The organism is Micromonospora sp. CNZ309, from assembly GCF_002846525.1.
Genome location: NZ_PJNG01000001.1, coordinates 1,293,487 through 1,319,316 on the forward strand (window position 1 = coordinate 1,293,487; position 25,830 = coordinate 1,319,316).

Genomic DNA, 25,830 nt, shown 5'->3' on the forward strand with positions numbered 1-25,830 from the left:
TGGTGCGGAACGTTGCCTTGATGCTGCGCATCGTCACAGGATGACCACAGGCCCTGGTGTCGTACCGCTGATCGAAGCTGCGGCGGCAGGGCGGGGTGGCCCGTGCGCGCGGGGAGGGCGGACGGGCCACCCCTTCCAGTCCACGAGGGAGAGGCAGGCAGCAGATGAGCGTCCGCAACCAGCGACCGGGAGCGACCTACCGCTCCTCGGCGTACACCAGTCTGCTGCCGTGGCAGGTGCGCGAGCGTCGCTTCAAGTCTGTCGGGCTCGGACGCCGCGGCCTGGAACCGGCCGACGTCTACGACTTCCTCGACCGCGTCGCCGGCGACATGGCCAACGTCTACGCCGCCCTGGCCGCCAGCCGCCGGGAGACCGCCGTCATCAAGGACGCGCTGCGCCGCTGGCAGTCCGAGCAGGCCCGCGCCCGCGCCGACCGGGCAAATCAGGCATGACCCAGCGGTACGTCGTCCACCTGCCCGTCGCCGCCGCCGACCTGCCGGCCGCGCAGCGGCTGGCCCGGGTGATCAGCCGTTGGCTGCTGGTGCTGCCGCAGACCGACCCGGGGGAGATCACCGTTTCGGAAGAGGACAACCAGCACGTACGTCACCGGGTCTTCTGTGACCTTCGGATGCCCGGCGGTCGGCGTTGCCTGCTCCGTGCCGACCACGACGGCGCCTGCTCCCGCCGCCTGCCCCGGTGAGGGCGAGCGAGCAGGCTCACCGCAACAGCGACGCAGATCTGCGCATTCGTTGTGTTTCACCGGCACTCGTACCTACGCTGCCAGTCCTGCGTGGACTCGAAGCCTGGAGGGTGACGCGATGTCGCTGACCGACGGCATTGGTGCTGACATAGAGGCGATGGCGGCCGGCGTGGACCGGACGCAGCAGGAGGCCGGCGCTGTCGACCACACGGTCGAGCAGATCACCGCTCGGGCGGTGGCCTCCGGCTTCGCCGGCATCGCTGTGGGGTTGGCTCGCGCCCGCCAAGCGCTCCAGCAGGCTCGGTCCAGGCTGGCTCAGGCCGGCGGAATCCTGGGTGAGGCATCGCGGTCGCTGAGCGCCGTGCCGCAGCAGCCGTCGCCGCAAGAGACGATCGCCGCGCTCACACCGGTCGTGGCCGCGCTGACCGCAGTCGACGGCCATGTCGCTGCGGCCGGATCCGCGGTCGACGATACGCGACGGCTGGTCACGGCGACGTTGCAGGGAGGGCAGCCTAATCCCACGCTGACCCGGTTGCATCAGGTCCTGCAGGTCCTGGCGACCGTTCGGGCCCGCGGGATCGAAGCACGACAACAGGTCGACACGGCGCTGGCCCAGGCTCGGCAGGTCGGTGAGCTGGGAAATTGATCATGGGCGGTGGCAGCGACATCAGCCGACCGCCCGTCACGCACGACACCTCTGCGAGTGCAACGGAAGCGCCGGCCCCACCCGAGCCGCTGCCCGATTGGGTGACCGATGCCGCTCGGGACCTGCCTCGACGGCAAGCGAAGGATCCCACCTCCGGTGTGGCGTTGATCGGTGGCGAGCGGATACCGATGAGGTCCGGCCGTGACCCGGCCGCCGCCGATGATCTCAAGCCGGCCTACAAGCTCATCGCCACCACGACCGACCATCTGGAGGCCAAGCTTGCCGCCCGGATGCGCCGCGACCACATCAACCGGGCGGCCGTGGTGACGAACAATCCCCCCTGCGACTACACCCCCTACGGCTGCGAGAAGATCCTTTCCCGGCTGCTGCCGGCCGGCGCGCAGCTGGCCGTCTACGTACGCGACGATGACGGTCAGATACGCCATTGGCGTACCTACACCGGAAACGGAAAGGCGATCGCATGAAGGTGACCTGGACCTACGACCGAGGCGACCAGCGCGACAATCACGAGGTCGAACTGACCGACCCCGACGCCCTGGAGGCACTGCTCCGCGAAATCCACCAGGCCGGCGAGCCCGTCGTGCTGACCATCTTCAGCGACGCCAGCGACCCTGACGACCTGCCACCCGGCATTCAGATCGGTCTCGGTCACCCCACCCATGCCTTCGCGGTGCACATCGCTGACGACGGTGGCTACCTCAACGACCCCACAGTGGAAACCCCGACCGAGGGACTCACGTTCGATTTCGGCGGTGTGCCTACCGACTACCCGGCGGAGCACGTACAACTTCGGCCTGAAACGGCCATGCAGCTCGCTGTCACTTATCTCAGAACCGGCGGCGAGCCGCCGCGCCTGACAACTGTCGCCAAGTGAGTTTGCAGGAACAGGGGCTAATGGTATCCGAGGATGCGCATCGCCTCTTTGCTGGCGGTGCGCAGCTCCTCGATCTGAAGGGCGGGGACTCGATAGTTGTTGGCTCGCACGGAGGCTAGGAAATTCTCGGGAAGGCACACGTGGTAAATGGCCACGTAGAACCGCAGGTCCTCGCGCCAGAGCCAGGTCCCGTCGGTCATCACTGACGCCCCGCCGATGATGAGCCTCTCACTGCCCAGAACGTCTGACTCGGCCCCCATCACGTCGATAAGGTCGTGGCCGTCGCGTAGGTACTGGATCACCAGAGCGGCGTCCGGCAGCGGGGCGTGGCCCAAGTGGTCTTGAATGCTCTCCGCGTAGACCTCAACCGGGTTCGGTCCGAGTTCGCGGAAGAAGCCAACAGTCTTCATCAGTATCCCTTCGGCTCGAAGGTCACCCAGGCGCCTCCGTCGGCCACGGTGGGGCGCTCCGGTTTCGCCGCCCACCGGTTCGTGCCCACCCTTTCTGTCGGGGCTACAACGCTGACGCCGAGCTCGTCGGCGACCTGTTGAGCGAGCGGCACGGAGCTGAGCGCCTTCGGTTCGATCACCCCGGAGTAGCAGGAAACGAGCCTGACGGGCCCTCCGTTGTAGGCAGGGTTCTCCCTGAGTGCTGCGACGATCTGTGCCGCACTGGTCGGAACTCCGTTCATGTCAGCCCCCTCGGCGGAGACCTTACCGGGGACGAAGAAGCCCTTGTCGGTGCCGTGTACGACGACATCATGGTGGCCTTCAAGGGGGAGGACCTTCTCCATGTTGCGCATCGTTCTCGCGTCGTACCCAATCACCGTGGAATGGTTCGTGTGATACACCGGATCGCCTGCGGGCAGGAGCGAGTCTGGTGGTCGCTGCGGTGCGACCGGTCGGTCCTCTGGGTTCGCCCAGTCCCGGCGTCTTCCCATGCGGTCGGAGGGGCCGATTCCTGCGATTCGATTGAGCGCCTGCTTCAGCTTCTCGATCAGGTCGCCGAGCCGCCTGATCTGCGGCATCAGCCGCCGCAGGCTCGCCAGCAGTGCCCGCAGCAGCCGCGCGATCCGCGCCGTCCACGACGCCACCAACGTCGTCACCTGCTCCACCACCAGCGGCGCGGCGAGCCCGCCGGTGACGACCAGTTCGCCCGCGTACACGATGAGCCGGGAGACGCAGGTGGCGATGGCGTCGCGGACCAGTAGCCGGACGGCGGCGACCAGGCCGGCGGCTCCTTCGGTGATGGCGGCGAGGGTATCGGCGCCCTGGGCCAGCCCACGGATGGCCTGCTGCTGCTCGGCGGCCCAGGCCCGGTAGGCGGGGCCGGCGCCGCCACCCCAACTCGCGACGTCGGTGCGGACGGCGGCGGCCAGGTCGGCGGCTTCCTTGCGCAGCGACGCGGCGACGTTGCGCCAGGTCTGGGCGTGGGCGGTGATCTGCGCCGGGTCGCCCGCGAGCCAGTCCAGCGCTTCGCTGAGGGGCTTGACGTGCTCGATCAGCCAGGCGATGCCGTACTGGAGCAGCGCGCCGACCGGGTCGGAGACGAAGGCGAGGGCGTCCAGGCCGGCGCTGACGACGCCGAGGGTGCCGTCGATCCAACTGCCGTTGCGGACACCCTGGGCGATGAGCTCGATGTCCTCGCAGATCCAGATGCCGGCCCAGGCGCTGGGCGGGGTGTCGGCGGCCGTGGCGACGAGCGGGTTGGTGGTCACTCCTTGTGCCGTATCCGCTGTAGCGACTGCTCGGCCCGCGCGTCGGAGGCCCGGTAGCGGTCGGCGCTCGTCCTCAGCCGGTCGGCCGTGTCGCGTACCGAGCCGGCCGCGGTGCCGATGCCCTGGACCAGGGTCTGCTGGAGGCCGTCGAGCAGCATCGGCATGACCACACAGAGCCGTCCGTACGCCTCGGCGCCCAGCCGGACGTGCTGGCCGGCCTGGCGGGCGGTGTCGAGACTGTCGGCGCGGCGGTCGAGGCGTGCGGCGTGGCGGGTCAGGCCGTCGGGGTCGACCTGGATGCCGTCATCGCCGGGCATCCGGTGTGCCCCGGTCGGGATCCAGCCGGCGGCGGTACGACTCGACCAGCGCCGCCGCTGTCGGATCCTCGGCACCGAGGATGCCTCTGGTCGCCTCGGTGATCCTGCTCAGAAGGTCGGCGTGCGCGGCCCGGGTGGTCTCCAGGATCTGCCGGGCGGTGTGCGCCGCGGAGTGTTGTCGGGTGCGCTCGTCGAGCCGCAGGTCGACCAGCAGGCCCGACGAGTCGACGGTGACCTGGATGGTGCGATCGGGGCTGGTCGCCGTGCCGCGCATCGCCTGCACCTGCGAAGCCAGGTCCTTGGCCCGGGCCGCCCGGTCCGCGATGGACGCCTCCCAGGCGTCGAGCCGGCGCGTTGCCTCGTCCAGCGCGGCTTCGTCCGCCCACATGCCTGACCCTCCCCAGGGCATCGACGCCGACCGGTCGGTGTCGCCGTCACGTTATCAACCGGTGGCGCTGCGTGGTGTTCCGCTGGTGTTGCCCCGCTGCGGCATCTGCCGCGGCGCTCGACGGTCCTGCGGTGGCCGGGTCCTGCCCGAGACGACCAGAATGGCTGCGTGACGGGAACGCGCTGAACTTCGGCGATCGCGCTGGCGACCCTGGCTCTTGCCACGGGCTGCACCGGGGCAGGGCCGGCGGAGTTGCCCGCCCGGGTGGCGCCGGTGCCGGCCGAGGTACGCGGGCTCGGCCCGGCGGTGCTCGCTGTTCCCGTGCCGGACGACCGTCGCGGCGACCTGACCGGGCTACTCGCCGTGGACCGGTTCGGCGACGACCTCGGCGACCTCACGCCCGCCCGGCGGCACGCCGAGATCGCCTCCGGTGATCCCCGTTTCCCGACCATCGCCAGAGGTCTGGGGGACGACCGCCGTGACGCGCTGCTCGTTGACGGCCGTCTCCGCGATGTCACACTGCCCGATCACGTGTTCGCCCGGCGGGTCACGGGCATCGGCGCCGCACTGTCGATCACGCAATCCCGGTGCGTCACCGTGACCGGTGACGGCACGATCGCGCAACCAGCGGTGGAGGCCTCCTGCACCGTCGCCGACCGCGGCGGCGTGGTGTGGCAGGACCGGCCAAGCGAGCGGTACGGCGGCATCGACCTCGCGACCGGGGCGGCGTGCCCGGCCATCGCGCTGCCGTCGCATCCGATCGCCGCCACCCCGGACGGCCGCTACCTCGCCGCCGTCACCACCCAGCGCCCCCGGCGGCTCGTCATCGGGGACACCACGACCGGCCGATGGCGGCCCGCCGTGACGGTGAGCGGCGCGGACGTGCTCGGCACCTTCACCAGCGGTGGCTTCGCCGTGCTGAACGATTCCGGCGCTGTCCGGACGATCAGCCTGGTGACCCCGGACGGCGGCGTACGCGACCTGCTCGGCCCGGTCGGTGAAGTCGCCTTCGCGCCGAACGGGCAGCGCGCCATCGTGGTGGACACCCGCTCAGGCAGCCGCCGGCTCGCCGTACTCGACCTGCGATCGGGGACGGTGACACCCGTCCTCGACGGCGGCGACCACGGCGGGGAGCGACGCCCGAAGCCGGCGGAGCTGCCGCCGGTGACCGGCTCCGTCACCGCGACGGTTTCCGGCGACGCGGCCCTGGTCGTGGAGCTGCCGCCGGGCGTGGGTGACATCGACCGGACGCCCCGCCCCAGCCGCGTCTGGTCGGTACGGTTGACCACCGCGACCGCGACCGCGTACTCGAAGGTGCCGGAGGCGTCGTCGGTGAGGGTGCTGAAACCCACCGCCGAGGCGGCCGAGGCGGGGGCGGTGTCGGGGATGTCGTTCCAGACGGGCGGGGAGACCATCACCCTCAGCCCGGACGGTACGGTCACCAGCGTTCCTCCGGGAGCCACGCCCCGGGCGACGCTCGGCCAAGGCCTGGTCCTGCACGCTCTGACCGACTCGCGAGGACGCGACCGGGCCGATCGGCTGTTGGTGACCGATGGCTCGGGCGGTCGGGCCGAGGTGGCCACCGGCGCCGGCACCGACCAGCGCGTCGACAGGGTGATCCTTACCCCGGACGGAGCGCACCTGCTGATCACGCTGCGCCCGACCACGCCCTGGCCGCAGCCGGGAGCACTCGACGCCGTGGTGGTGGCTCGGCGGGACGGCTCCGGCAAGCCGATCGTCATCTACCGGGGAGTCGTGTTGACCAGCCTCGGCATCGCCCCCGCGAGCGGCACCTGATCGGTAACGGTGCCACCGTGACATACCGGCAGTCGGTGGCCCCGGCGACGATGTTCGCCGGGGTAAAGAGCTGGTTCGGAGCGCTCTTTGTCGGAGGAATGATGTTGGGCAGGGGCGCCGCCGGCGTGCTGGGGTCTGTGACCACCACCAGGACGGTGCTATTGGTCGCGGTTCTGGCCGGGGTGACGGCGGGGCTGCTGGCCATGCGGGGGCGGGCCGCTACGCGGCGAGCGCACGCCGCATCGGCTGTGCCGCAGGGGAGTCTCAAATGACTGCCCGCGAGCACTACCTCGTAGCTCTCGAAGCGGACCACAGCGGCCGCTGGAACCGGGTGTGCCAACGTTTCGAACTCCGGGTCCGGTGAGCTGACCAGGGCGAGGTGGAGCGCTCCCGTCTCGGCCACCCTCGTGGGACGGCGGAGCCACCAGCTGTGGCGCCTGACCACCGAGCGTGGGTCGTACGCAATCAAGGAGCTCGACCCGGCGGCCACTGGCGGGGACCGCCGATGGTTGCAGGACGCGGCCGAGCTTGAAGCGGCGGCCCACATAGCCGGCGTTCCAGTGGCCCGGCGAGTGTTCACCAGCGATGGCGCGGCCGTGCTGCCGGTGACCCGCGCACCCGGCCGATGACGTGCTCGTCGCGGTCCACCACCACTGGATATTTGACGCCCACCTGCCGACCAGAGTGAGCGGCCGGATGGTCGCGGATCTCGGCGTGGCGCTCGCAAGACTGCACGGACTCCGGATGTCCACCCGGTTTTCCCAGCCCGTCGGGATGTGGGAGATACCCACCGAGGCTGAACTCGACGCGGTCGTCGAGCTTGACTGGGACGTGGCCGGTCCGTGGAGCGCCGCTGAGGAACTGGCCGCGACCGTCGCGGAGTGGACCGAGATCCTTGAGGACCAACCCCGGAAAGAGTTCGCCGCCGACTTGCTGCGCGGCTATGCCGCCGCCGGCGGCACCCTCCCCACCCCGGAGCCCGGGCTGTTCACGACCTGGCTGGTTAAACAGGTCAACTGGACCATGCTGCTGCCCGCCGGTCACTCGACGCCTCCTGTGCCCAGGCGGAACCGCCCAATGACCTCGACCACCTGATGCGCCGCCTCCGCCGGGCGCCGGAGCGGCTCCCGTCCTACTGGACCTGCTCGCCTGTCACGAGCCGGGCAAGCCCGGATGACCTGGACCGACATCTACTTCACCCGCCACGGTGTGGCGGTGTCCACCCGTGCCGGTCGTCTTGTCAGCCGCGGCGACGCGTGCCGGTCCCCTGGTCGCCGACCTGGCTGCCTGGCGACCGCGCGGTCGGGGCCGGCAGTCACGATCGGCGAGAGCGGCCTTCGTGGAAGGCTGTAGAACGAGCATGCGCCGGTGATGGGTCCCTCGGTGGATCGAGGATCAGACGGGTGGGAGATTAGTGCAGGTGATCTGGACGGTGTTGCTGCTCCGGGCACCGCCGGAGTTGCTCACGATCAGGTGGATCGGATAGTTGAAGCCCGGGTTGCACCCCATGAACAGCCACTCGGGCCCACCCACGTAACTGCCGGAGGAGAACCACGCAAATTCGGTGACCATGCCGGACGTCGTGCTGGCACACTGGATAGACGACTGAAAGGATTCGCAAGAAATCCTCGGCATGCCGGGCAGGCTGGGAAACGGTGCGAGCCAAGCGGTATACATGACGTTTGGTGAGTTGGGGCCCGGATCGATGACCTGTCCGCGGGTGGCTCCCGCCATGACGCCCGCTCGTACCTGGGCCGGGGTGGCGGTCAGGTTGCTGGACAGGTACATCGCGGCGAGCGCGGCGATGTGCGGCGCGGCCATCGAGGTGCCGCTGAGCGAACTGGTCGCGGTGGTGCTGGTGTGCCACGCGGAAACCACGCTCACGCCCTGCGAGAAGATGTCGAGACAGCTGCCGTAGTTGGAGAACCAGGCCCGTTGACCATTGCCGTGGGTCGCGCCCACGGTGATGGCGGCGGGAACCCGGGCGGGTGACATGGCGCAGGCGTCGCTGGCGTTGTTACCGGCGGCGACGATATAGGTGATGCCACTTGCGATCGAGTTCTGCACCGCCTGGTCGACGGCGGGGCTGGCGATGCTGCCGAGGCTCATGTTGGCGATCGCCGGGCCGGTGCGGTTGGCGGTCACCCAGTCGACGCCGGCCACCACGCTGGCGGTGGTGCCGTAACCGACGCAGTCCAGGACCTTGACCGCGACCAGTTGGGCGTTGTAGGCACTCCACCGCTCGCTGAATTTGCCGCCGACGATGCCGGCGACGTGGGTCCCGTGCCCGTGGCAGTCGCTGTTGGGGCCGCCGATGGTGTTGGTGCCCCAGATCGGCGCCGGGTCGGCCAGCGAGGTGTGCGTGGTGCGAATGCCGGTGTCGAGGACGTAGGCGGTCACGTTTCGCCCCATCGGTGGCACGGGAAGAGCGGGCCCGTTGGGAGTGACCACGTCCCTCGGCGTCGTGGACCTCTGCGGCGTGGCAGTCGAGGGTTCGGCATATGTGGGGTCGATGGCGCGGAAGCGTCGGTTCTGTTCCACGAATGCCACGTCGGGGTGAGCGGCGAGACGACGGGCCTGCTGCTCGTCCATGGTGGCGGCGAAACCGCGTACGGCGGAGCGGAAGGTGTGGGATGCGCCGGACGGGGCTGAACGGGTCAGGTCGAGGCCCTGCGGGGCTGACGACTTGTAGACGACGAGGTAGCTGCCGTCGATCGCGTCCGGGGCGTCGAGTCCGTGGATGACGCTGATCGGCTCGGCCATTGCCGGTTGCCCGGCCGCGCCGAGGGTCCCGGCCATGAGGGCTGCGGTGAGCAGGGCGGTGAACGTGCGTCTCATGCGGGTTTCCTTCACAGTCTCAACCGGGAGGCCTGGCAGAAATCTGGTAGTCGCTACGGAAGGATCGTTCGACTGCTGCTGAGGTGGGCCTTGGTTACGGTCGCTGTGCTTGCTGCGGACAGCCGATCGCCCGGACCTGCCTGAAAGTGAAGGCCAGAGCTTCCCTCGGACTGCCGAATCGCATGTTGAACTCGGGACTGCTCAACGTCGTCACTGCAACCACTGGCAGGCATCGATGGTACTAAAGACAATGCTCTCTCGGTAGCATCCGATGCCAACCGTTGGTCCACCGGTGCTGCCGCGTCGGGCAACTCGTCATCTACCGGCGTCGTGGTGACCAGCCTCGGCATCGCTCCCGCGAGCGGCGTCTGGCTTCTGCCCGGCGCCGTTACGCCCGGGCGTAGGGAGTCCGCTGCTTGGCACCGGTCGGCAGCCGGCTACCCGCTCCTCCGTGGGCCGTCGTCGCTTCCCTCGTCGAGATCCCTTGCCCCCGCAGTCTGTTGTAGTTTAGCTTCGCACCTGCTGCAACCGATGCAGATATCCTTCAGCGCACCTTCCGGCATGGAGGGCACATGAAAAGACGAGTGCTAGCCGTCCTGACCGCCACCGTCCTCGTGCTGAGCCTGGCGACGGCCGCGAAAGCTGACCCGGAGACGGCGCCGACCCAGCAGTGGCGCAGCTACTGGGTCGACGCGTTCAACGAGGGCATCTACACCCCCGCACAGGTCACCACGCTCGTGCGGGACGCCAAGAAGATCAAGGCCAACGCACTGATCGTCCAGGTCGCCCGGCGCTACGACTGCTTCTGCAACCGGGCGCTCTACCCGCGCACCGACGCCGCGGTCGCACCCCGGCCCTACGACCCGCTGGACGAGGTGATCGCGCAGGGGCACGCGGCGGGCCTGGAGGTGCACGCCTGGGTAAACGTCAACACGATGTGGAACTCGGCCACCCCGCACTCCTCGCCCGAGCACGTCTTCAACAAGCACGGCCTGTCCGCCGCTGGCGCCGACCGCTGGCTCAACAAGCGCCACGACGGCCAGGAGCTCATGGGCGCCAACGCCTACATGGACCCGGCCAACCCGGCCGCGGTCAACTACATCGTCTCGGCGATCCAGAGCCTCGTGCGCGAGTACGACGTCGACGGCGTCAACCTCGATTACGTCCGCTACCCCGACTTCAACTCCACCACCACGCACAGCGACTGGGGCTACAGCGAGACCTCCCTGGCCCGCTTCCGCGCCGCCACCGGCCGCACCGACACGCCGCAGCCTTCCGACCCGCAGTTCTCCGACTGGCGGCGCGCCCAGATGACCAACCTGGTCCGCAAGATCTACCTCGGCATGTGGGAGGTGGATCCGCGGGCGCGCCTGTCGATGGACGGCATCACCTACAGCTACGGGCCCCAGACCATGGGCGGCTGGGAGAAGACCCGGCCCTACACCGAGGTGCTGCAGGACTGGAAGGGCTGGCTGGCCGAGGGAATCATGGACACCGTCGTGGCCATGAACTACAAGCGCAACTGGATGCCCGACCAGAAGCAGATGTACGACGAGTGGACCGAGGTGCTCGCCGACTGGCAGGGCGACCGGCAGGCGGTGGTCGGGCCTGCGCTGTACCTCAACGACATCCCCGACAGCGTCGAGCAGGTGCGCCGAGCGCTCGCCCCCACCGCGGCGGGCAACACCGCCGCCGGTTGGAGCGGTTACTCCTACGCCAACCCGACACGCGCCGGGGTCAACCAGCCGTCGTCCGTCCGCAACGCCGAGCGCGACAGGCTGGCCCAGGCACTGACCATCGGACCCGACGCCCCGTTCGCCGACGACGTGGGTGTGCCGGTCATGCCGTGGAAGGCGACCCCCACCGAGGGACACGTGTCCGGCCGCGTCGCGTTGCGCACCGGCGTGCCGCTGGACCAGGCGACCGTCACCCTGCGACCGCTGACCACCAGCGGTGCGCCGATCACCCGGCCTACCGACGGCGACGGCTGGTTCGGCTTTGTACACCTGCGTCCCGGGGCCTACCTGGTGCAGGTCGACCTGCCGGACCGTGTCGTCGGCCAGCCGATCGCGGTGGTCCACGTCCGCGCCGGTCAGATCTCCAAGGTGGAGCTGAGCCGCCTCATCCGGGTGTAGACGACCTGGTTCCCGCCCAGCCGAGGCCGGCTGGGCGGGAACCACGTCAGAAGGATGTCGAGCGGGGTCGTCGTGCCGCCCCCGGTGGGTCCAGTCCCAGCCACCCCGGCAGACGCCTACGCGGCGATGGGATGACCCGACCGCCCACCGGCCTGTCAGTCGCGCGTCTACCGTCAACGTCGGTCCGCGGCCGGTCGCCGCGGACCAGGCAGAGGCGATGCCGTGCCGCTCGGTCCAGACGATTCGAGAACGTCCCTCACATACGGCCGGAGTGCGAGCGGGACGGCAGCGGTGCGGCTGGGCGGACCGCGGTGAACTGGGAATGCTCGTACCGGGTGGCGGAGAGCAGCAGCAGCCACTCGTCGCAGCCCTGCCACGGGTAGAGGTCGGCGGCGCCGCCGCGTACGGTCAGGGGCCCGTCGCCGGTGCGTGGCCGGGCGTCCGTCGGTGCGTCCGCGAAGCCGGGGATCCACACGTCGGCGCAGATCTCGCCAGCCGAGCCCATCGCCGCCAGGCCGAAGGCGTTCTCCCCGGCGGCCGTGCGCTCCTCGTCGCCGAAATCGTCGAGGATCTGGTCCTCGTCGGGTTTGCCGTCACCGCGGAACGTCAGCGTCGTGGTGCCGGCGCGGGCCGCGTACTCCCACTCGGCTTCGCTGGGCAGTCGGAACGGCAGGTCGTCGAGCAGGTCGTCGAGATCGTCCTCGATGCGGGCCGTGCTGGTGTCCTCGTCGGCGTAGTCGTCCTCGTAGTCGGGCAGCCAGTGCCGGACCTGCGCGACCGTCAGCGGATGCCGGGCGATCAGGAACGGTGCGACCCGCACCTCCCGCACGGGCTGGGCGTCCTTGGCGGCGGCGAAGAAGGGCTCGACCGTGTCCTCGACTTCGCCGCTGCGCTCGATGGCGCGTACGGCCTGCAGTTCCGCGTCGGACAGACCCATGCGGAACGTGCCGCCCGGCACCGCCCGGAACACCACTCCCGACGCGGTGTGCCGCCAGGCCGGACGCCCGGCCACGGTCTCCTCGATCCACATGGCGCCGAACGCTAGCACCCAAGGATCTGGTTATGACGGTCTGATCCACCGAACGGCGTTCCTGGTTCGGGTTTTCCTCAAGTGGCACGCCTTTGATGCCGGAACCCCGCTTCTCGCTTCCCGATCGACGCACCCCTCGATCCGCAAGGCATCCGTCGTCCGAGGCCCGCCTACCAGGTGCCGTCGTCGCGTACGCGGGTCGGCGCCCGGCCGAGCAGCGCGTCTACCAGCATCGTCATGCCGTGGAGTGCGGCATCAATCGGCTTCTGACGAAGACCTACTAGACGACACATAGTACCGACCGTATTATGTGACGCATGATAGCGGCAGCAGGCGGCTCGGAAGTCGCTTCGGAGCGGCAGGCCCAGCTACTGCGCGGCTGCCTGGACATGTGCTTGCTTGCGCTGCTTGCCGGCGAGCCGGCGCACGGCTACGAACTCGTCCGCCGACTCGACACCGCCGGATTCGGAACGGTGAGCTACGGCACCGTCTACCCGTTGATCACCCGGTTGCACCGCTTGGGGCTCATCGCCAACGCGCTGCAGCCCAGTCCCAACGGCCCACCCCGCAAGGTCTACCGACTCACCGATACCGGCCACGATCGGCTGCGTGCTTGGCGCGAGCAGTGGGTTCAGTTCGCTGGCGTCGTGAACGCAACCATCGCCGTCCGTCCACCGAATCCAGGAGACGACCATGAGCACGTCGACGTCGACCGTTGACAACCTCCTCGCCGCCGCAGACCGAGAGTGGCGCGCTCTCGGTATTCACCGTCGTGACCGGGTGACTCTCGCGGCCGACCTACGCGCCGAGCTCGAGGCAGCAGCCGCCGACGGGCTCGATCCCGCAGAGCTTCTCGGCGCTGACCCTGCCGAGTTCGCCGTGCGAATCGCCGAGGAAGCCGGCGTGGAGCGCACCCCGCCGCGGTACGGCCAGGTACTCGGCGTCGCGACCGCGGGCGCGATGCTCTCCCTCGTCGTGGGCTACGTCGCGGTCATTAGCCTGCACCAGGCATTCGTGGCGGCATTCGACCTGCCGCGAAGCGTGCGCGTGCCGGTGTGGCTTGCCGCTGGCGTCTTCTACGGCGCCGTCGCAGCGGTTGCCATCGCCGGCGCCGTCCTCGCCGTACGCATCGCCCTACGAGACGCGCCCCACATCCGACACACTGCGGCCCGGATGGCACTGCTGCTGCCACCCGCGATCGCAGCCGCGATCGCCGCTGCGGTCACCGTCGCCTGGTCGCTCAACTACCCGCTGACCCCACTGGCGATCGCGGCCGAGGTGGCGATAGTCCTCGCTGCCCTCCTTGCGGCAACGGCGCTGGCCCGCCACTGGTCTGTGACGGCAGCGCGGTGATCCAGCCAGCCCAATGGTCATGGTCCGAGCCACTCCTGCGCGTGACCCATCAAGAAGCCAGCAGGGCCTCCGCCACCCCTGCGGTGTTCGGCTGCCCGGTGGCCGGCGCTGCGGGCCCCTCGCCGGCCGCGACGGCGGGCGCTCCCGTCGCCTGCGTCGTTGACGCTCGCTGACTGTCGGAAACCCGCCATTCCGGCGGTGCGGCCCAGCCAGCGGACGGCCGCGTATGGCAGTCGTCGACCGAGATCGCGCTGGTGAGAGTGGGTTGGCGTGGCGCGGCCACTTGATGACCGTCGTTCGATCTGGACGGATCCCAGATCTGGCGGTGGCGAGGTGCCACAACGTAACCTCATCGACCGCGGCCAGGTGGACATTGATCGAACCGCCCATTCCACAGGCGCCTCAATCGACGACGTCGCCGCCAGTGCGGCACCCACCGTTCAATCTGGGGCAAGGTCCGCTCGGCTGGTCGAGTGGAGATCATTTCGGACGTGACGACCCAAGGAGCTCAACGCATGGCGACGGATGCCCACGACGGACCAGTTCCGGAAGCAGCCGTACGTGGGCAGCGGGTCCTCGACCTCTTGGACAAGGCAATCGACCTCCAGGGCCCACTGGTACGCAAGAACATCGCCCGGGCCCGCCAGCGGAACCCAGAGGCGACACCAGCAGAGGTGATCCGCAATCTAGAGCGGATGTACGTGGGCGCCCTGACCGGCACGGGTGCTGCGGTTGGCGGAGCCGCAGCGGCGCCCGGCGTCGGCACGGGCGTCGCGCTGGCGCTGTCGGCCGGCGAGGCTCTTTCATCGCTTCAGCTGAGCGCCCTCTTCGCGCTCTCGATCGCCGAAGTCCACGGAGTGCCCATCGACGAGATCGAGCGCCGTCGAACGATCGTGATGGGCATCATGCTCGGCGGGTCCGGCTCCGCCACCATCACCAAGGTCGCCGAGCGTACGGGGCAACACTGGGGACGTCAGGTGGTCGCCAAGGTGCCCGCCGAAACATTACGTCAGATCAACAAGATCCTGGGGAGACACTTCATCACGAAGTACGGGAGCAAGCAGGGGATCATCGTTCTCGGTCGAGCAGCACCGTTCGGTATCGGCGCGGTGATCGGTGGTGGCGCCAACGCTGCCCTCGCCACTCTGGCTGTACGGGCCGGGCGTCGCGCGTTCGGCCCACCCCCGACGTCGTGGCCATGCTGACACGCGGCACACCGCAGACATCTGAGCGTTCGCTCCCCACGAGCACGCACCCCTAGCCACCCGACGGGGCACCGGTGCGACCGGGCGGACTGTGGCGAAGCCATGTGTCCGTACGCGTCAGCCAAACAGGCGCTGCTCGGTGGAGCGCTATCCGGGCGGTCGATCGGGCTGGATGCGCAGCGTTGTGATGGTCGTGGCGAGCATGACGTAGTGCCCGACCAGCATGCACAGCTCGATGCACTCGCGCTCGTCCAGGTGGGCGCGCAGCGCCGTCCACGCCTCGTCGTCGAGGTCGCGGTGGCGTACCAGCCCGTCGACCGCGACCAGCACCGCGTGCTCGCGGGCGGACCACCCGACGCCGATGTCGTCGCCGCTCACGCGCTCGATCTCCGCGTCGGTGACGCCGGCCCGCCGGGCGAGCCTCAGGTGGTGGTCGTGCTCGTAGCGGCAGGCGCACAGGTGCGCGACCCGCAGGATGACCAGTTCGGTCTCGCGGCGCGGCAGCACGCCGCCCGGCATCAGGCGGCGGGCGAAACGCAGCCAGCCGCGAAACAGCGGGCGGTGGCGGCCGAGGGTGAGGAACAGGTTCGGCGGGCCGGTGCCCGTGACCCGGCCGGCCGCCTGGCTGAACAGCCAGCCGAACGTACCGACGTCCTGCCGGCCGCCCGGGCCTATGCGGGGCGCGGTCACGGTTGGCCATCCGGCTGCGGCGTGGTCAGCGGCGGACGCTCCGCCTGCGCGATGCGCAGCGCGTCGACCAGCCCGCGTTGGAACCTGCGGTCGAGCAGCGGCTGGACCGCCATGCGCAGCGGCAGCACGGGCCGCACCCAGCCGGGCGCGACGATCCGCCGGCTCCGGCGGGCGATGCCGCGCTCCAACGCGGCGACGCCGACCTCCAGCGAGGCGACGCGGTGCAGCCGGCTGCCGTGCAGCAGCGCGGTCGCGGCCCTGGTGCCGAACCCGCGCGAGGTCATGTCGGTGTCCAGTTCGGCGAAGTACGCGACGCCGGCGCGGGCGCCGGAGGGCCGCAGTTCGACCCGCAGGGTGTTGCCCAGGGCCTCGACCGCGGCCTTGGAGGCGCTGTACGCACCGAGCAGCGGCGCGTGCACCGCCGCAGCGAGCGACGCGATCACCAGCGCGTAGCCGCTCGGGTGGCTGATGTGCGGGGCCGCGGCGCGCAGGGTGTAGTAGGTGCCGAGGACGTTGACGGCGTTCGTCCGCTCGAACACGTCCGGGTCGCCGCCGACCAGCGGCAGTTGGGCGGCGACCCCCGCGTTGGCCACGACGACGTCGAGCCCGCCGAGCCGGTCCACCGCCATCTCGACCGCGGCGTCGACCTGGGCTCGGGAACGGACGTCGCAGCTGCTCCACGGAGCGTCGCCGCACGCGGCCGACACGTCGGCCAGCAGCTCGGGCTCCAACCCGACGACGGCGACCCTCGCGCCCCGCTGGTGCAACCGACGAGCCAGCGCGGCACCGATCCCGCGGGCGCCGCCGGTGACGAGGACGCGCCTGCCGGCCAGCGACCGGGAACCACCGCTCATGGCGGGATTATAGATATTTCCCGATGGATGAACGCGCGAGGCCCGGAACCGCCCGGGCGGTGACGTCGGCGTCGGTGCTCGGCACTGGAGGTTCCGTGCCGCTCACCGCTCCGGCTCCGGGGCCTGCCGTACGGGCTCGTCGGCAGTGCGCCCGTGGCTGAGGAAGTACGCCCCGACGGCGCCGGCGAGGGTGCCGAACACCATCACGGAATAGACGGCCAGCACCAGTTCGAGTATCTGCGAGAAGGTGTCGGTGGCGCCGAGCGGCACACCGGTGATGGTGGTGAGCGCGGCAGCGTGCAGGGCCCGCCCGTGGGTCGGGTAGGAGCCGGTGAGCGTCAGCAATTGCCCTGCGGTCACGATGACCGTCACCGTCACGACGGCGAGCCAGGCCAGCCGGTCGGTGAGCAGTCGGCCGGCCGAGCGGGAGCCGCGGACGGCGGCGGCGACCACGCCGGCTCCCCGGGCCGCCCGAAGCGCGATGGCCGCGCGGGCGAACCGCAGGAAGGGTACGGCGAGGAAGATCACCTGCCACCAGTTCTGTCGCCAGAACTGTCGGGCTCGGTGCCGAGCCTGCCAGGCACGCAGGGCGAACTCCGCCACGAACACGGCCCACAGGATCCAACTGGCGATCGTGAGGATGGTGCTGAGCGGCTCGTCGTGGGTGAACGCCTGCACGAGCACCAACAGCAGGAACAGGAGGCCGAGAATCCCCATCGGCTTGTCGAGCCGGTCGGTGAGACCGTCGAGACGGGAACCGTCCTCTCGACGGTTGTGCGCCCGGGCGGCACGTCCGCCCTCACGCTGGGGGCGGTCACCGTCTCCGTCGGAGTGTCCCGCCGACACGCTCACGCACCACCAGGATGGGTCTCGGCAGCGGCGGGAGCGGGCCGGACCGCCCGCGACGCGTCCCGCCGGCAGCGGGCACCGTACCCTTGCCTCCCACTGGTCACGCTCGTCCGCATGATCTGGCTCCTCGGGCCGGTGGTCGCGACGTTGTCGACAACCGACCGTAGGGGCTCGGTCGCGCCCTGACCGCCCGTTTGCGTCAAGTGCCGAACCCGCGCGGCTCCCGCTCCCGCGCCGACGGCACATCACGCCCCAAATGATGTCTATCCCTCGATGCCGTTGGTAGGGTGCTGCGGTGCCTCCCCCTTCCACCGTCAGCGCGCCACCGGGCGAACGCCCCCTGACCTCCGAATCCACGCCCTCCACCGCCCGACAGGTGCGGCGCGCCCGCTTCAGCGAGTCCGGTCTCGCGTGGCTGATGCTGCTTCCCTCGGTGGGGGTCTTCGCCCTGTTCGTGTTCTGGCCGCTCGGGCGGACCCTGTACCTGTCGGTGCACGGCAACGACATCTTCGGCGCCGCGTCCGAGTACGTCGGCGCGGCGCACTACCGGGACATGCTGTCCGCGGAGTTCGGCGGGGTGCTGGCCACGACGGCGCTGTTCACTCTCTTCTCGGTGGTGCCGGCCGTGCTGGGCGCGCTGTTCGTGGTGCTGCTGCTGGAGGCGCGCATCCGGGGCGTACGGGCGCTGCGTACCGCGTTCGCGCTGCCGTTCGCGTTCTCGGTGGCGACCGCGTCGGTCATCTTCGCCGTCATCTACAACCCGGCGATCGGGGTGGCGAACGGCCTGCTCGGCTCCCTCGGCATCGACCGAGTCAACTGGCTCACCGACCCGTCGATCGCGCTGCCGGCCGTCTGCGCCGCGACGGTGTGGATGAACTTCGGCTACAACATCCTCGTGCTGTCCGCCGGGGTCTCGGCGATCTCGCCCGAGGTGGTCGAGGCGGCCCGGCTGGACGGCGCGACCGGCTGGCGGCTGGCGACGCGGATCACCGTGCCGCTGCTCTCCCCGCAGCTGTTCTTCCTCGTCGTGGTCTCCACGATCCACGCCCTGCAGAGCTTCGGGCAGATCCACATCCTGACCAAGGGCGGGCCGGACCAGGCCACGACGACCCTGGTCTACTCGATCTACGAGAAGGCGTTCGCCTTCGGCTCCTCCGACTTCGGCGCGGCCAGCGCGCAGGCCGTCGTGCTGCTGGTCATCATGCTCGGCTGCACGGCCGTCCAATTCGGCGTCCTCGAACGGCGGGTCCACTACCGATGAAAAAGCTCAACCTCGGGCGGATCGCCGTCTACGTCGTGCTCGGCCTGGCGGCGATCCCCGTGCTCTTCCCGGTCTACTACGGCTTCGTCGGCGCCGTGATGGGCCCCGGCGACCTGGCGACCTACCCGCCCGCGCTGGTGCCGAGCGCGCTGCACTGGCAGAACATCACCGACGTGTTCAGCTCGGTGCCGCTCGGCCGGTTCTACGCCAACTCCGCCGTGCAGGCCGGCGTCATCACGGTGGCGCAGGTCGTCACCAGCATCTTCGCCGCGTACGCCTTCGCGTTCCTGCGCCTGCCGGCGAAGGCGGCGACGTTCAGCCTCTTCCTCGCCACCCTCATGGTGCCGTGGGAAGCGATCATCATCCCCAACTACCTGGCCATCTCCGACTGGGGCCTGACCCGCGGCGGGCTGACCTACCTCGGCCTGGTGCTGCCGTTCCTCGCCTCGGCGTTCGGCACGTTCCTGCTGCGGCAGGCGTTCCTTCAGTTCCCGACCGAGCTGCGCGACGCCGCCGTGATCGACGGGTGCGGCCACTGGCGCCTGCTGTGGCGGGTCATCGTGCCGCTGTCCAAGCCCTCCATCGCGGCGGTCGGGGTCTACGTCTTCCTCTCGGCGTGGAACCAGTACTTCTGGCCGCTGATCCTCATCCGCGACACCGAGTTCCAGACGCTGCAGATCGGCATCTCCCAGCTCAACGACGCCGAGGCGGCGCAGCCGGGTCTCGTCCTCGCCGGCGTCGCGTTGTCGCTGCTACCCACCCTGGCCGTCGTGATCTTCGGCCAGCGCTACATCGTCCGCGGGCTGACCGCCGGGGCGCTGCGTTGAACCATCGAGAAGGAGAACCCATGAGAAGACCTCGGCTCCGCCGTAGCGCGGCGGCGTTCGTCGCCGTCGTGGCCGCCGCCGCGCTCACCGCCTGCGGCGACTCCGGCTCCGGCACCGACGGCGGCAGTGGCGCGCTCGACGCGCCCGGCGCCGAGGTGCTGGAGAAGGCCACGGACAAGACCACGATCGAGTTCTGGCACGCCATGAAGGGGGCCAACGCCACCGCCGTCGACCAGCTCGTGGCCGACTTCAACGCCCAGAGCGGCGGCAAGGTCGAGGTCAAGGCGGTCTTCCAGGGCAGCTACGACGAGACGATCGCGAAGTACAAGGCGTCGGTGCAGCAGAAGAGCACGCCGGCCCTGGTGCAGATCTACGACATCGGCAGCCGCTTCATGGTCGACTCGAAGCAGGTCGTGCCGATGCACAAGTTCATCGAGAAGGACGGCTTCAACGCCGGCGACATCGAGCCCAACATCGCCAGCTACTACTCGGTCGACGGCAAGCTCTGGTCGATGCCGTTCAACTCCTCGACGCCCCTGCTGTACATCAACAAGGAGGCGTTCGAGCGGGCCGGCCTCGACCCGACGAAGCCGCCGAAGGACCTCACCGAGATCGGCGAGCTGGCGAAGAAGCTCACCGTCAAGGACGCCAGCGGCAAGACGGTCCAGTACGGCTTCAACGCCGCCATCTACGGCTGGCTGGTGGAGCAGCTGCTCGCCACCGACGGCAAGGAGTACTGCGACAACGGCAACGGGCGCAAGGGCCTGGCCACGAAGGTGCAGTTCGACCAGGAGACGGCCGTACGCGTCGCGCAGTGGTGGACGGACCTGGTGAAGGGCGGCTACGCAACCAACACCGGCCGCAAGACCGACGACGCCCAGGCCGCCTTCAAGTCGGGCACCGTCGCCATGCACCTGGAGTCCACCAGCGTGCTGCGCGGCTACGTCGACGCCGCGAAGGGCAAGTTCACCGTGCTCACCGCCCCGTACCCGAAGGTGAGCGCCGCCTCGACGGGCGGACCGATCATCGGTGGCGCCTCGCTGTGGATCAACGGCGTCGGCCACAGCGACAAGGAGAAGCGGGCCGCCTGGGAGTTCGTGAAGTTCGCCTCCGGGCCCGTCGAGCAGGCCAAGTGGCACACCAGCACCGGGTACGTGCCGATCAACGCCAAGGCGCTCGACGAGCAGATCGACAAGGACTGGATGGCGAAGTTCCCCCAGTTCCGCACCGCCGTCGACCAGCTGCACGCGCTGCCGCCGTCGGTCGCGTCGGCCGGCTGCCTGCTGGGCGTCATGCCGCAGGCCCGCAAGGCCTCCGAGGACGGCCTCGAGGCGGCCATCGTCGGCAGCAAGCCGGCCGAGCAGGCCATGAAGGACGCGGCGGCGAGCGTGCAGGGCGCCATCGACAGCTACAACAAGTCGGTCGGCTGACCACCGCACCACGCTGATCGTCGGGAGGGGCCAGTTCCGCCGGGAGCTGGCCCCTCCCGGTGTCGGCCACCGGCCGCAGTTCGGCACGCGGAGCACGCCGCGTGCCGATTCTCGCCCGGACGGCGCACAGGACGACCCTAGTCGGCTGGACCGACGACGACCCGTCCGTCGAGACTCAACGTGATCCGCGATCCGTTCGGAGTGGTCGCGGTCGACCTGGTCTCCAGCCCCATCACTCGCCGCACCACGACGGCCTCCGCCGTGATGATCGCGGACACCGCCTGCACACTCGTCGGCGCATCGAGGATGACCTGCATGATGCGGCTGCGCGGTCGTAGTCCGACGTCCGGGGCTGAACAGCGCAGGTCCCAGGAGACAGAATGTCGGCCGATTCCACGGACGTCCAGCTCCACCCGGTCCAGGTCCGGGTAGTCAGGACCGTCATACGTGGGCGGCATGACGTCGAGCGCCAGCACGGAGTCGTCGCCGAAATCGATCTGGACTGTCAACGACTCGTAGCGGCGGTTGCTCGGCAGCGCCTCGAGCTCGTAGGGGAACTGCACCAGCAGGAACTGCCGTTCGTGCAGGTCGGCGCGTCGCTCGTTGAGCCCGGTGAGTTCGTCGGCCCGCACCGGGTAGATCATCGGACGGCCGAAGCGCACACCCGCCTGCCGTACGAGCCGCGACCCGGGCGCCGCCAGCACCCGCTCCTCGGTATAGAGATCCACGGACAGAACGACGCCATCGCTTCCGGCCGCCCCGTCCACCTCACCGTCGGACACGCTGTCACGATAGTCGAGCGTGACAGTTACCTCTCCGGCGAGGAGGCCCCAGGTGACAGCTCCGGAACTGATCGAGCTGCTCGGTGGCGACAGTGCGATCGCGTTGACCGAGTGGGCCGACGGCGCAGGGCTGACGATCCGGGTACCTGTGCCGGCATGGCGGGCCGAGGCACCCACCGGCGCGTTGGTAAGCGCCGTACTCGCCGTCCATCCTCGGACGGGCGCCCAGCCCGTCGTCGTCAAGCGGTTGGCATCCGGCGAGAAGGTCGACCTCCACGCGCACGTCACCGCCTACGAGGAGTGTCCGGAAGCCTTCCGGCCCCACCTCGCCCGCCAGGTCCGATCGCCGCTGCGCACGGCGGGCGGGCGTACGCTGCTGCTCCAGTCGCCGGGCTCCGCTGCTGTCGACCTGCGACCGATGGCGCTGCTGTCCCCGACGGCGACCGCTGTTGCCTGCGCCACAGTCATTCGTGCGGTGCTGGCCGACTGGAACGCCGACCGGACCAGCCGTCCGGTGACGGCGTTGGACCTCCTGCGCATGGCGGTGCCCGATGGTGCGGCCGACGGCCGTACGCTGGTCGATCGACGACAGCGTCCCGCCTCGCCGTGGGTGTGCGCGGACGGGCTGTCGATGCCCGATCCGAGGCTGCTGACCCGGGACGACTCCCCGCTCTCCGGTCTCACACTCGACATCGTCGAGGGCCGCGGCCTCGGGGGACTGCACGCCCAGGACGTGCTCCTGAGCACGGCTACAGGCGGTGCCGAGCCGGACCCGTTCCTACTGGTGGACCTGACGGGCTACCAGGCCCGGCAGCCGATCGACCGGGACCTCGTCAGGCTGCTGCTGTCCGTGCTGACGCCGGTGATCGCCAGGTCGGGGGACGACCATGGCCGGTTGCTCCTCGACCTGGTGACCGATCCGGATCGCGTGCCACCGCAGGACGGTATCGCTGCGGAGTCCGCGATCGTCCGCGCGGTGTACGGCACCGCCGCCGGCGTTCTCCGCCGTGAGCCGGACCCCGAGGCGTGGCGCCGGCAGTACCTGCTGTCGCTCGTCACGCACGGATTGACCTTCAGCGCGCACGAAAGTCTCGGTCCGGTCGTCCGCTGGTGGTGCTACCGACTGGCCGGTCGTGCCGCCCTCCTGCTGTGTGACACCGCAGGAGGGGCGCGGGTGCCGAGGACGGCGCCCGTCGTCGGAAACCCGTTCCTGCCGTCCGGCGCGGGGCGCATTCCTGGCCCGGTGCGTGGCCTGCTGGCCAGCAGCACGGTGCGGGGCCTCGACCTGCGGCGCGACCCTCCGCAAGGGAACCGGGTTTCCTACCCTGGGTGGGTGAAGGTCGAGGTCTGTCGGGCGCTCTGCACCGACTGGGAGGACCTGGCCGACTATCTGGAGGTGCCACCGCACGAGCGGGCCGGCTTTCAGCAAGGCCGTGGGGCGTTCGAGACCTGGGATTGGATGGAGGCGCGGTTCCGGCTGGGAGAGCTCGCCCCGGCGTTGCGGGCCCTCGGGCGTCCGGAGTTGGCTGACCTGTTGGACGACAACGAGCGCGGTTAGACCGTGCCGACAGGGATCAGAGGTGCCCAGTGGAAGATCGGCTCGGTGCGTACCTCCGGATGCGACAGGAGCCACCGGGTCGCACGCCGTAGCGCCTCGGGGAGGGGGAACTCGGCCATGTTGGCGAGGACACTCTCGGCGTACCGCGCCGCTGGATGGGAGTCGCCGAGCTCCCCGACAGTCGCCAGGACCTCGTCGGAGCGGGCCGCCAGGGCGAGAGTGGCCAGACAGATCGGATCACTCGGCCGGCCCTCGTCGATCGAACCGGCCTCGCAGACCAGAAGGGCCAGCCGCCGGGGCGTGGACGCCCCGAGGAGATCTGCGGGGACCAACCACCGGGCGTCGTCGAGTTCCAGGTAGTGCCCCATTCCCGGGGCGCGACGCCCGTGACCGACGACCACCATCATCCGTCCGCCGTCGCGCAGCCGCTGCCGCGCGGCGGACGCCGAGGCCAGCCACCTCGGCGTGAGGCGCGACGCATCGAGACGGGTGAGGTGGTCGCCGGACACCAGCGGGCTGCGCCACACGTCGACCGCGTCCCCGTCGGCGGGTGCGGGTGCGGACGCGGCCCGAGCCACCAGTAGCCGCTGCACCGTCAACGAGGGGCAGACCGCGTAGCGGACGAGCTCTCCGAGCACCACGCCATTCGGCAGCGGTAACGCGCTCCACGGAATCATCCACAGCTCGCCGACCGGCACGATGAGCAGCTCCGGATCGGCGTCCGTCAGTAGCGCGTCGACGAGCCCGGGCGGTAGGACCGAGACGATCGGCGCGAGATCGGCGACGTGCAGTTGAACCCGGGCGGCCCGGTCACCGCACAACGTGGTGAGAACGTCCCGGGCCGCGTCGTCGAGGTCCAGGCAACCGACTCGCGGTTCGGCACCGGGTGCCCGCCACAGCCAGTGGACCCGGTGTGCCTCGACCGGGTCGACGAGGAGCTGCACCAGGTGGGCGCGCGGTGACACCGCCGTCAGCAGGGGCGCGCCGTCGCGTTCGGGAGGCAGGTACACCGCAGCCAGCTGGTCGTCCAGCGATGCCTCCGCCTTCTCGGTCAACCCGTGGCGGATTCCGACCGCGCCGAGCAGCCGGATACGTTCCTCCCGACTACCGGTGGGGCCGGACGCCTGCTCGGGCCGGTGTCGTGCCAGCCGCTGGTCCGCGTGCGCCAGCAGGTTCTGCAGCAGCTCGAGCTCCGGACCGGAAGTCGTTCGCGTACCCGCCTCGATCAGGCCGGCCAGGCGACGTCCGGCGAGACAGTCCGCGATCACCGCGAAGGCCGTCGCATCTCCGGCTGCGGTTACGGCGGCCAGCGCGCGGGAGTACGCGAGGCGGAACCGTTCCCGGTACTCGCGCTGTGACCGTTCGTCACGGTGCCCGGCGCGAAACGCCTCGATCGAGTGGACCGCCTCCAAGCGGGTGCGCGCCGCTGCGTCGAGTCGTCGCAGTTCCGCCTGTGCCTCGGCCTTCTTGTCGAGCGCGTGCCAGATCCCACCGATGTCGTCGATGTCGCGGTACGCGGCCAGCGCGCGGTCGAACTTGACGACCGCGTCCGCCCACCGGTGGCGTCCCCGGGCAACCCGGGCGACGTCCTGCAGCGCGTGAGCTCGTGCCCGCGGCAGCCCGGCCCGCTCCGCTTGGCGCAGGCCCTCCTCGTACCACTGCTCGGCGGTGTCGAACTCCTGGACATCCAGGTGCAGGTCCCCGATACCGCTCAGCACGTTCGTCAGACCGACCGGATCACCGACCTCGACGAACCAGGCGTGCGCCTTCCGCAACCACGGGACGGCCTCCGATCGCCGTCGCGCCCGGTGCAGTAGAGCGCCGGTGCGGTGTGCTGCGTTCGCCCTGCCGATCGTCGATCCGACCTCGTCGAAGGCCCGGTAGGCGGCCATCGCGATTTCGACCGCCTCGTCGAGGTTGCCGGAACGTTCGAGGCACTCGGCGAGGCCAAGCCCCACGTTGCCCTGGTACAGCGGATCGGCCAACTCCACGGCGAGGGCCTCCGCGCGGCGGAACTGCGCGCCCGCCGTCACCCCGGACGAGTAGGCGAGGGACAGGTAGCCGAGCGGCACCAGCGCCCTCAGCTGCCCGAACCGGTAGTGGTCGCTGGTGGCGATCGTCAACGCCGTCTCGTAGGCGGTGATCGCCTCATCCACCCTGTCGAACGCCCGGGCGACGTCGCCCTCGCCGATGAGCGCGTGCACCCGTACGACGCGGTGGTCGGCGGTCGTCTCGTGCTCGGCGAGACGGGTGAACGCGTCCCGGGCCGCGTCCAGATCGCCCTCCAGCAGGGCCCGGTCGCCCTCGGTCTCGAGTTCCAGCACCGTCCGCCATTCGGCCAGGGACAGGCCTTCCTGCAGCGGACCTGCCGGTGCCTGTGGATCGCGCAGGTGCCGGTAGCGGCTGCGAAGCGCGATGGGCCCAGGCACCGCGACGCCGACGAGAGCCGCCGCGCGGGCGGCGGCGTCGGGTGCGAGCCACGCCCGGTGCAACGGAAGGAGAGCAACGTGGTCCATGACGGCAACCTCCATACGCGGCTTCGAGATGGTGATCGGCTG

General features: G+C 70.1%; 26 protein-coding genes. 15 read left to right on the forward strand and 11 right to left on the reverse strand.

Annotation, left to right across the window (positions count from 1 at the left end; all coding sequences use genetic code 11):
• Window positions 1-164 precede the first annotated feature (164 nt).
• The 5 genes from CLT72_RS05035 to CLT72_RS05055 all read left to right on the forward strand — a co-directional run bounded on the left by CLT72_RS05035 (window position 165) and on the right by CLT72_RS05055 (window position 2,241).
• On the forward strand, window positions 165-452 hold the full coding sequence (locus CLT72_RS05035) for a DivIVA domain-containing protein (protein WP_101409734.1): 288 nt from the start codon (window positions 165-167) through the stop codon (window positions 450-452).
• Window positions 449-700: a hypothetical protein gene (locus CLT72_RS05040; RefSeq protein ID WP_101409735.1), complete on the forward strand. Its 252-nt coding sequence runs from the start codon at window positions 449-451 to the stop codon at window positions 698-700. Before CLT72_RS05035 ends, CLT72_RS05040 begins: the two co-directional genes overlap by 4 nt.
• 118 nt (window positions 701-818) lie before the next feature.
• Window positions 819-1,346: a DUF6244 family protein gene (locus CLT72_RS05045; protein WP_101409736.1), complete on the forward strand. Its 528-nt coding sequence runs from the start codon at window positions 819-821 to the stop codon at window positions 1,344-1,346.
• A 2-nt stretch (window positions 1,347-1,348) separates the two neighbouring features.
• Window positions 1,349-1,831 carry a DddA-like double-stranded DNA deaminase toxin gene (locus tag CLT72_RS05050; protein ID WP_350822756.1) on the forward strand — a complete coding sequence of 161 codons (483 nt, stop codon included), beginning with the start codon at window positions 1,349-1,351 and terminating at the stop codon, window positions 1,829-1,831.
• Complete coding sequence (locus tag CLT72_RS05055; protein WP_101409738.1) at window positions 1,828-2,241, forward strand: Imm1 family immunity protein; 414 nt, start codon at window positions 1,828-1,830, stop codon at window positions 2,239-2,241. The genes CLT72_RS05050 and CLT72_RS05055 overlap by 4 nt, the downstream gene beginning before the upstream one ends.
• Before the next feature lie 17 nt (window positions 2,242-2,258).
• Here CLT72_RS05055 and CLT72_RS05060 read toward each other — a convergent pair whose 3' ends face one another.
• The 4 genes from CLT72_RS05060 to CLT72_RS05075 are packed head-to-tail and all read right to left on the reverse strand — an operon-like array spanning window position 2,259 to window position 4,663.
• Window positions 2,259-2,651: a hypothetical protein gene (locus CLT72_RS05060; protein WP_101409739.1), complete on the reverse strand. Its 393-nt coding sequence runs from the start codon at window positions 2,649-2,651 to the stop codon at window positions 2,259-2,261.
• Window positions 2,651-3,958 (reverse strand): WXG100 family type VII secretion target, encoded by a 1,308-nt coding sequence (locus tag CLT72_RS32520; protein WP_350822754.1) that lies wholly within the window; start codon window positions 3,956-3,958, stop codon window positions 2,651-2,653. The genes CLT72_RS05060 and CLT72_RS32520 overlap by 1 nt, the downstream gene beginning before the upstream one ends.
• Entirely contained in the window at window positions 3,955-4,275 is a 321-nt protein-coding gene (locus tag CLT72_RS05070) for a type VII secretion target (protein WP_101409740.1), read from the reverse strand. Before CLT72_RS05070 ends, CLT72_RS32520 begins: the two co-directional genes overlap by 4 nt.
• A complete protein-coding gene (locus CLT72_RS05075) occupies window positions 4,262-4,663 on the reverse strand; it encodes a YbaB/EbfC family nucleoid-associated protein (RefSeq protein WP_101409741.1) in 402 nt (133 codons plus the stop codon). The genes CLT72_RS05070 and CLT72_RS05075 overlap by 14 nt, the downstream gene beginning before the upstream one ends.
• A gap of 273 nt (window positions 4,664-4,936) precedes the next feature.
• Between CLT72_RS05075 and CLT72_RS05080 the strand changes: the two genes are divergently transcribed.
• Together CLT72_RS05080 and CLT72_RS05095 are read left to right on the forward strand one after the other, a co-directional pair.
• On the forward strand, window positions 4,937-6,460 hold the full coding sequence (locus CLT72_RS05080) for a YncE family protein (protein WP_144082191.1): 1,524 nt from the start codon (window positions 4,937-4,939) through the stop codon (window positions 6,458-6,460).
• A 630-nt stretch (window positions 6,461-7,090) separates the two neighbouring features.
• A complete protein-coding gene (locus tag CLT72_RS05095) occupies window positions 7,091-7,555 on the forward strand; it encodes a hypothetical protein (protein ID WP_101409745.1) in 465 nt (154 codons plus the stop codon).
• 300 nt (window positions 7,556-7,855) lie between these two features.
• Here CLT72_RS05095 and CLT72_RS05100 read toward each other — a convergent pair whose 3' ends face one another.
• Window positions 7,856-9,298, reverse strand: a complete 1,443-nt coding sequence (locus CLT72_RS05100; protein WP_101409746.1) for a S8 family peptidase — start codon at window positions 9,296-9,298, stop codon at window positions 7,856-7,858.
• A gap of 572 nt (window positions 9,299-9,870) precedes the next feature.
• Here CLT72_RS05100 and CLT72_RS05105 point away from each other — a divergent pair.
• On the forward strand, window positions 9,871-11,433 hold the full coding sequence (locus tag CLT72_RS05105) for a family 10 glycosylhydrolase (protein WP_101409747.1): 1,563 nt from the start codon (window positions 9,871-9,873) through the stop codon (window positions 11,431-11,433).
• 256 nt (window positions 11,434-11,689) lie between these two features.
• Here CLT72_RS05105 and CLT72_RS05110 read toward each other — a convergent pair whose 3' ends face one another.
• A complete protein-coding gene (locus CLT72_RS05110) occupies window positions 11,690-12,463 on the reverse strand; it encodes a formylglycine-generating enzyme family protein (RefSeq protein ID WP_101414944.1) in 774 nt (257 codons plus the stop codon).
• Window positions 12,464-12,780: 317 nt separating this feature from the next.
• Between CLT72_RS05110 and CLT72_RS05115 the strand changes: the two genes are divergently transcribed.
• From CLT72_RS05115 to CLT72_RS05125, 3 genes are all read left to right on the forward strand, one after another.
• Window positions 12,781-13,182: a PadR family transcriptional regulator gene (locus tag CLT72_RS05115; protein ID WP_101409748.1), complete on the forward strand. Its 402-nt coding sequence runs from the start codon at window positions 12,781-12,783 to the stop codon at window positions 13,180-13,182.
• Entirely contained in the window at window positions 13,157-13,816 is a 660-nt protein-coding gene (locus CLT72_RS05120; protein ID WP_101409749.1) for a hypothetical protein, read from the forward strand. The genes CLT72_RS05115 and CLT72_RS05120 overlap by 26 nt, the downstream gene beginning before the upstream one ends.
• A gap of 515 nt (window positions 13,817-14,331) precedes the next feature.
• A complete protein-coding gene (locus CLT72_RS05125; RefSeq protein WP_101414945.1) occupies window positions 14,332-15,021 on the forward strand; it encodes a hypothetical protein in 690 nt (229 codons plus the stop codon).
• A 147-nt stretch (window positions 15,022-15,168) separates the two neighbouring features.
• On the opposite strand, the gene CLT72_RS05130 is transcribed toward CLT72_RS05125, so the two are convergent.
• From CLT72_RS05130 to CLT72_RS05140, 3 genes are all read right to left on the reverse strand, one after another.
• Complete coding sequence (locus tag CLT72_RS05130; RefSeq protein WP_101409750.1) at window positions 15,169-15,711, reverse strand: carboxymuconolactone decarboxylase family protein; 543 nt, start codon at window positions 15,709-15,711, stop codon at window positions 15,169-15,171.
• A complete protein-coding gene (locus CLT72_RS05135; RefSeq protein ID WP_101409751.1) occupies window positions 15,708-16,565 on the reverse strand; it encodes an SDR family NAD(P)-dependent oxidoreductase in 858 nt (285 codons plus the stop codon). The genes CLT72_RS05130 and CLT72_RS05135 overlap by 4 nt, the downstream gene beginning before the upstream one ends.
• 102 nt (window positions 16,566-16,667) lie before the next feature.
• On the reverse strand, window positions 16,668-17,417 hold the full coding sequence (locus tag CLT72_RS05140; protein WP_199184484.1) for a hypothetical protein: 750 nt from the start codon (window positions 17,415-17,417) through the stop codon (window positions 16,668-16,670).
• A 292-nt stretch (window positions 17,418-17,709) separates the two neighbouring features.
• On the opposite strand from CLT72_RS05140, the gene CLT72_RS05145 reads away from it, so the two are divergent.
• The 3 genes from CLT72_RS05145 to CLT72_RS05155 are packed head-to-tail and all read left to right on the forward strand — an operon-like array spanning window position 17,710 to window position 20,932.
• On the forward strand, window positions 17,710-18,675 hold the full coding sequence (locus CLT72_RS05145; protein ID WP_199184485.1) for a carbohydrate ABC transporter permease: 966 nt from the start codon (window positions 17,710-17,712) through the stop codon (window positions 18,673-18,675).
• Entirely contained in the window at window positions 18,672-19,502 is an 831-nt protein-coding gene (locus tag CLT72_RS05150) for a carbohydrate ABC transporter permease (protein WP_101409752.1), read from the forward strand. Before CLT72_RS05145 ends, CLT72_RS05150 begins: the two co-directional genes overlap by 4 nt.
• 20 nt (window positions 19,503-19,522) lie before the next feature.
• Window positions 19,523-20,932 (forward strand): ABC transporter substrate-binding protein, encoded by a 1,410-nt coding sequence (locus tag CLT72_RS05155; RefSeq protein WP_101409753.1) that lies wholly within the window; start codon window positions 19,523-19,525, stop codon window positions 20,930-20,932.
• 137 nt (window positions 20,933-21,069) lie between these two features.
• Here the strand turns inward: CLT72_RS05155 and CLT72_RS05160 are convergent, their stop codons facing one another.
• On the reverse strand, window positions 21,070-21,891 hold the full coding sequence (locus tag CLT72_RS05160; RefSeq protein ID WP_144082192.1) for a hypothetical protein: 822 nt from the start codon (window positions 21,889-21,891) through the stop codon (window positions 21,070-21,072).
• Window positions 21,892-22,132: 241 nt separating this feature from the next.
• Here CLT72_RS05160 and CLT72_RS05165 point away from each other — a divergent pair, with 241 nt between their 5' ends.
• Window positions 22,133-23,272, forward strand: a complete 1,140-nt coding sequence (locus tag CLT72_RS05165) for a hypothetical protein (RefSeq protein WP_158241970.1) — start codon at window positions 22,133-22,135, stop codon at window positions 23,270-23,272.
• On the opposite strand, the gene CLT72_RS05170 is transcribed toward CLT72_RS05165, so the two are convergent.
• Window positions 23,269-25,788: a tetratricopeptide repeat protein gene (locus CLT72_RS05170; RefSeq protein WP_158241971.1), complete on the reverse strand. Its 2,520-nt coding sequence runs from the start codon at window positions 25,786-25,788 to the stop codon at window positions 23,269-23,271. The two genes, CLT72_RS05165 and CLT72_RS05170, sit on opposite strands and share 4 nt — an antisense overlap.
• Window positions 25,789-25,830: the final 42 nt, after the last annotated feature.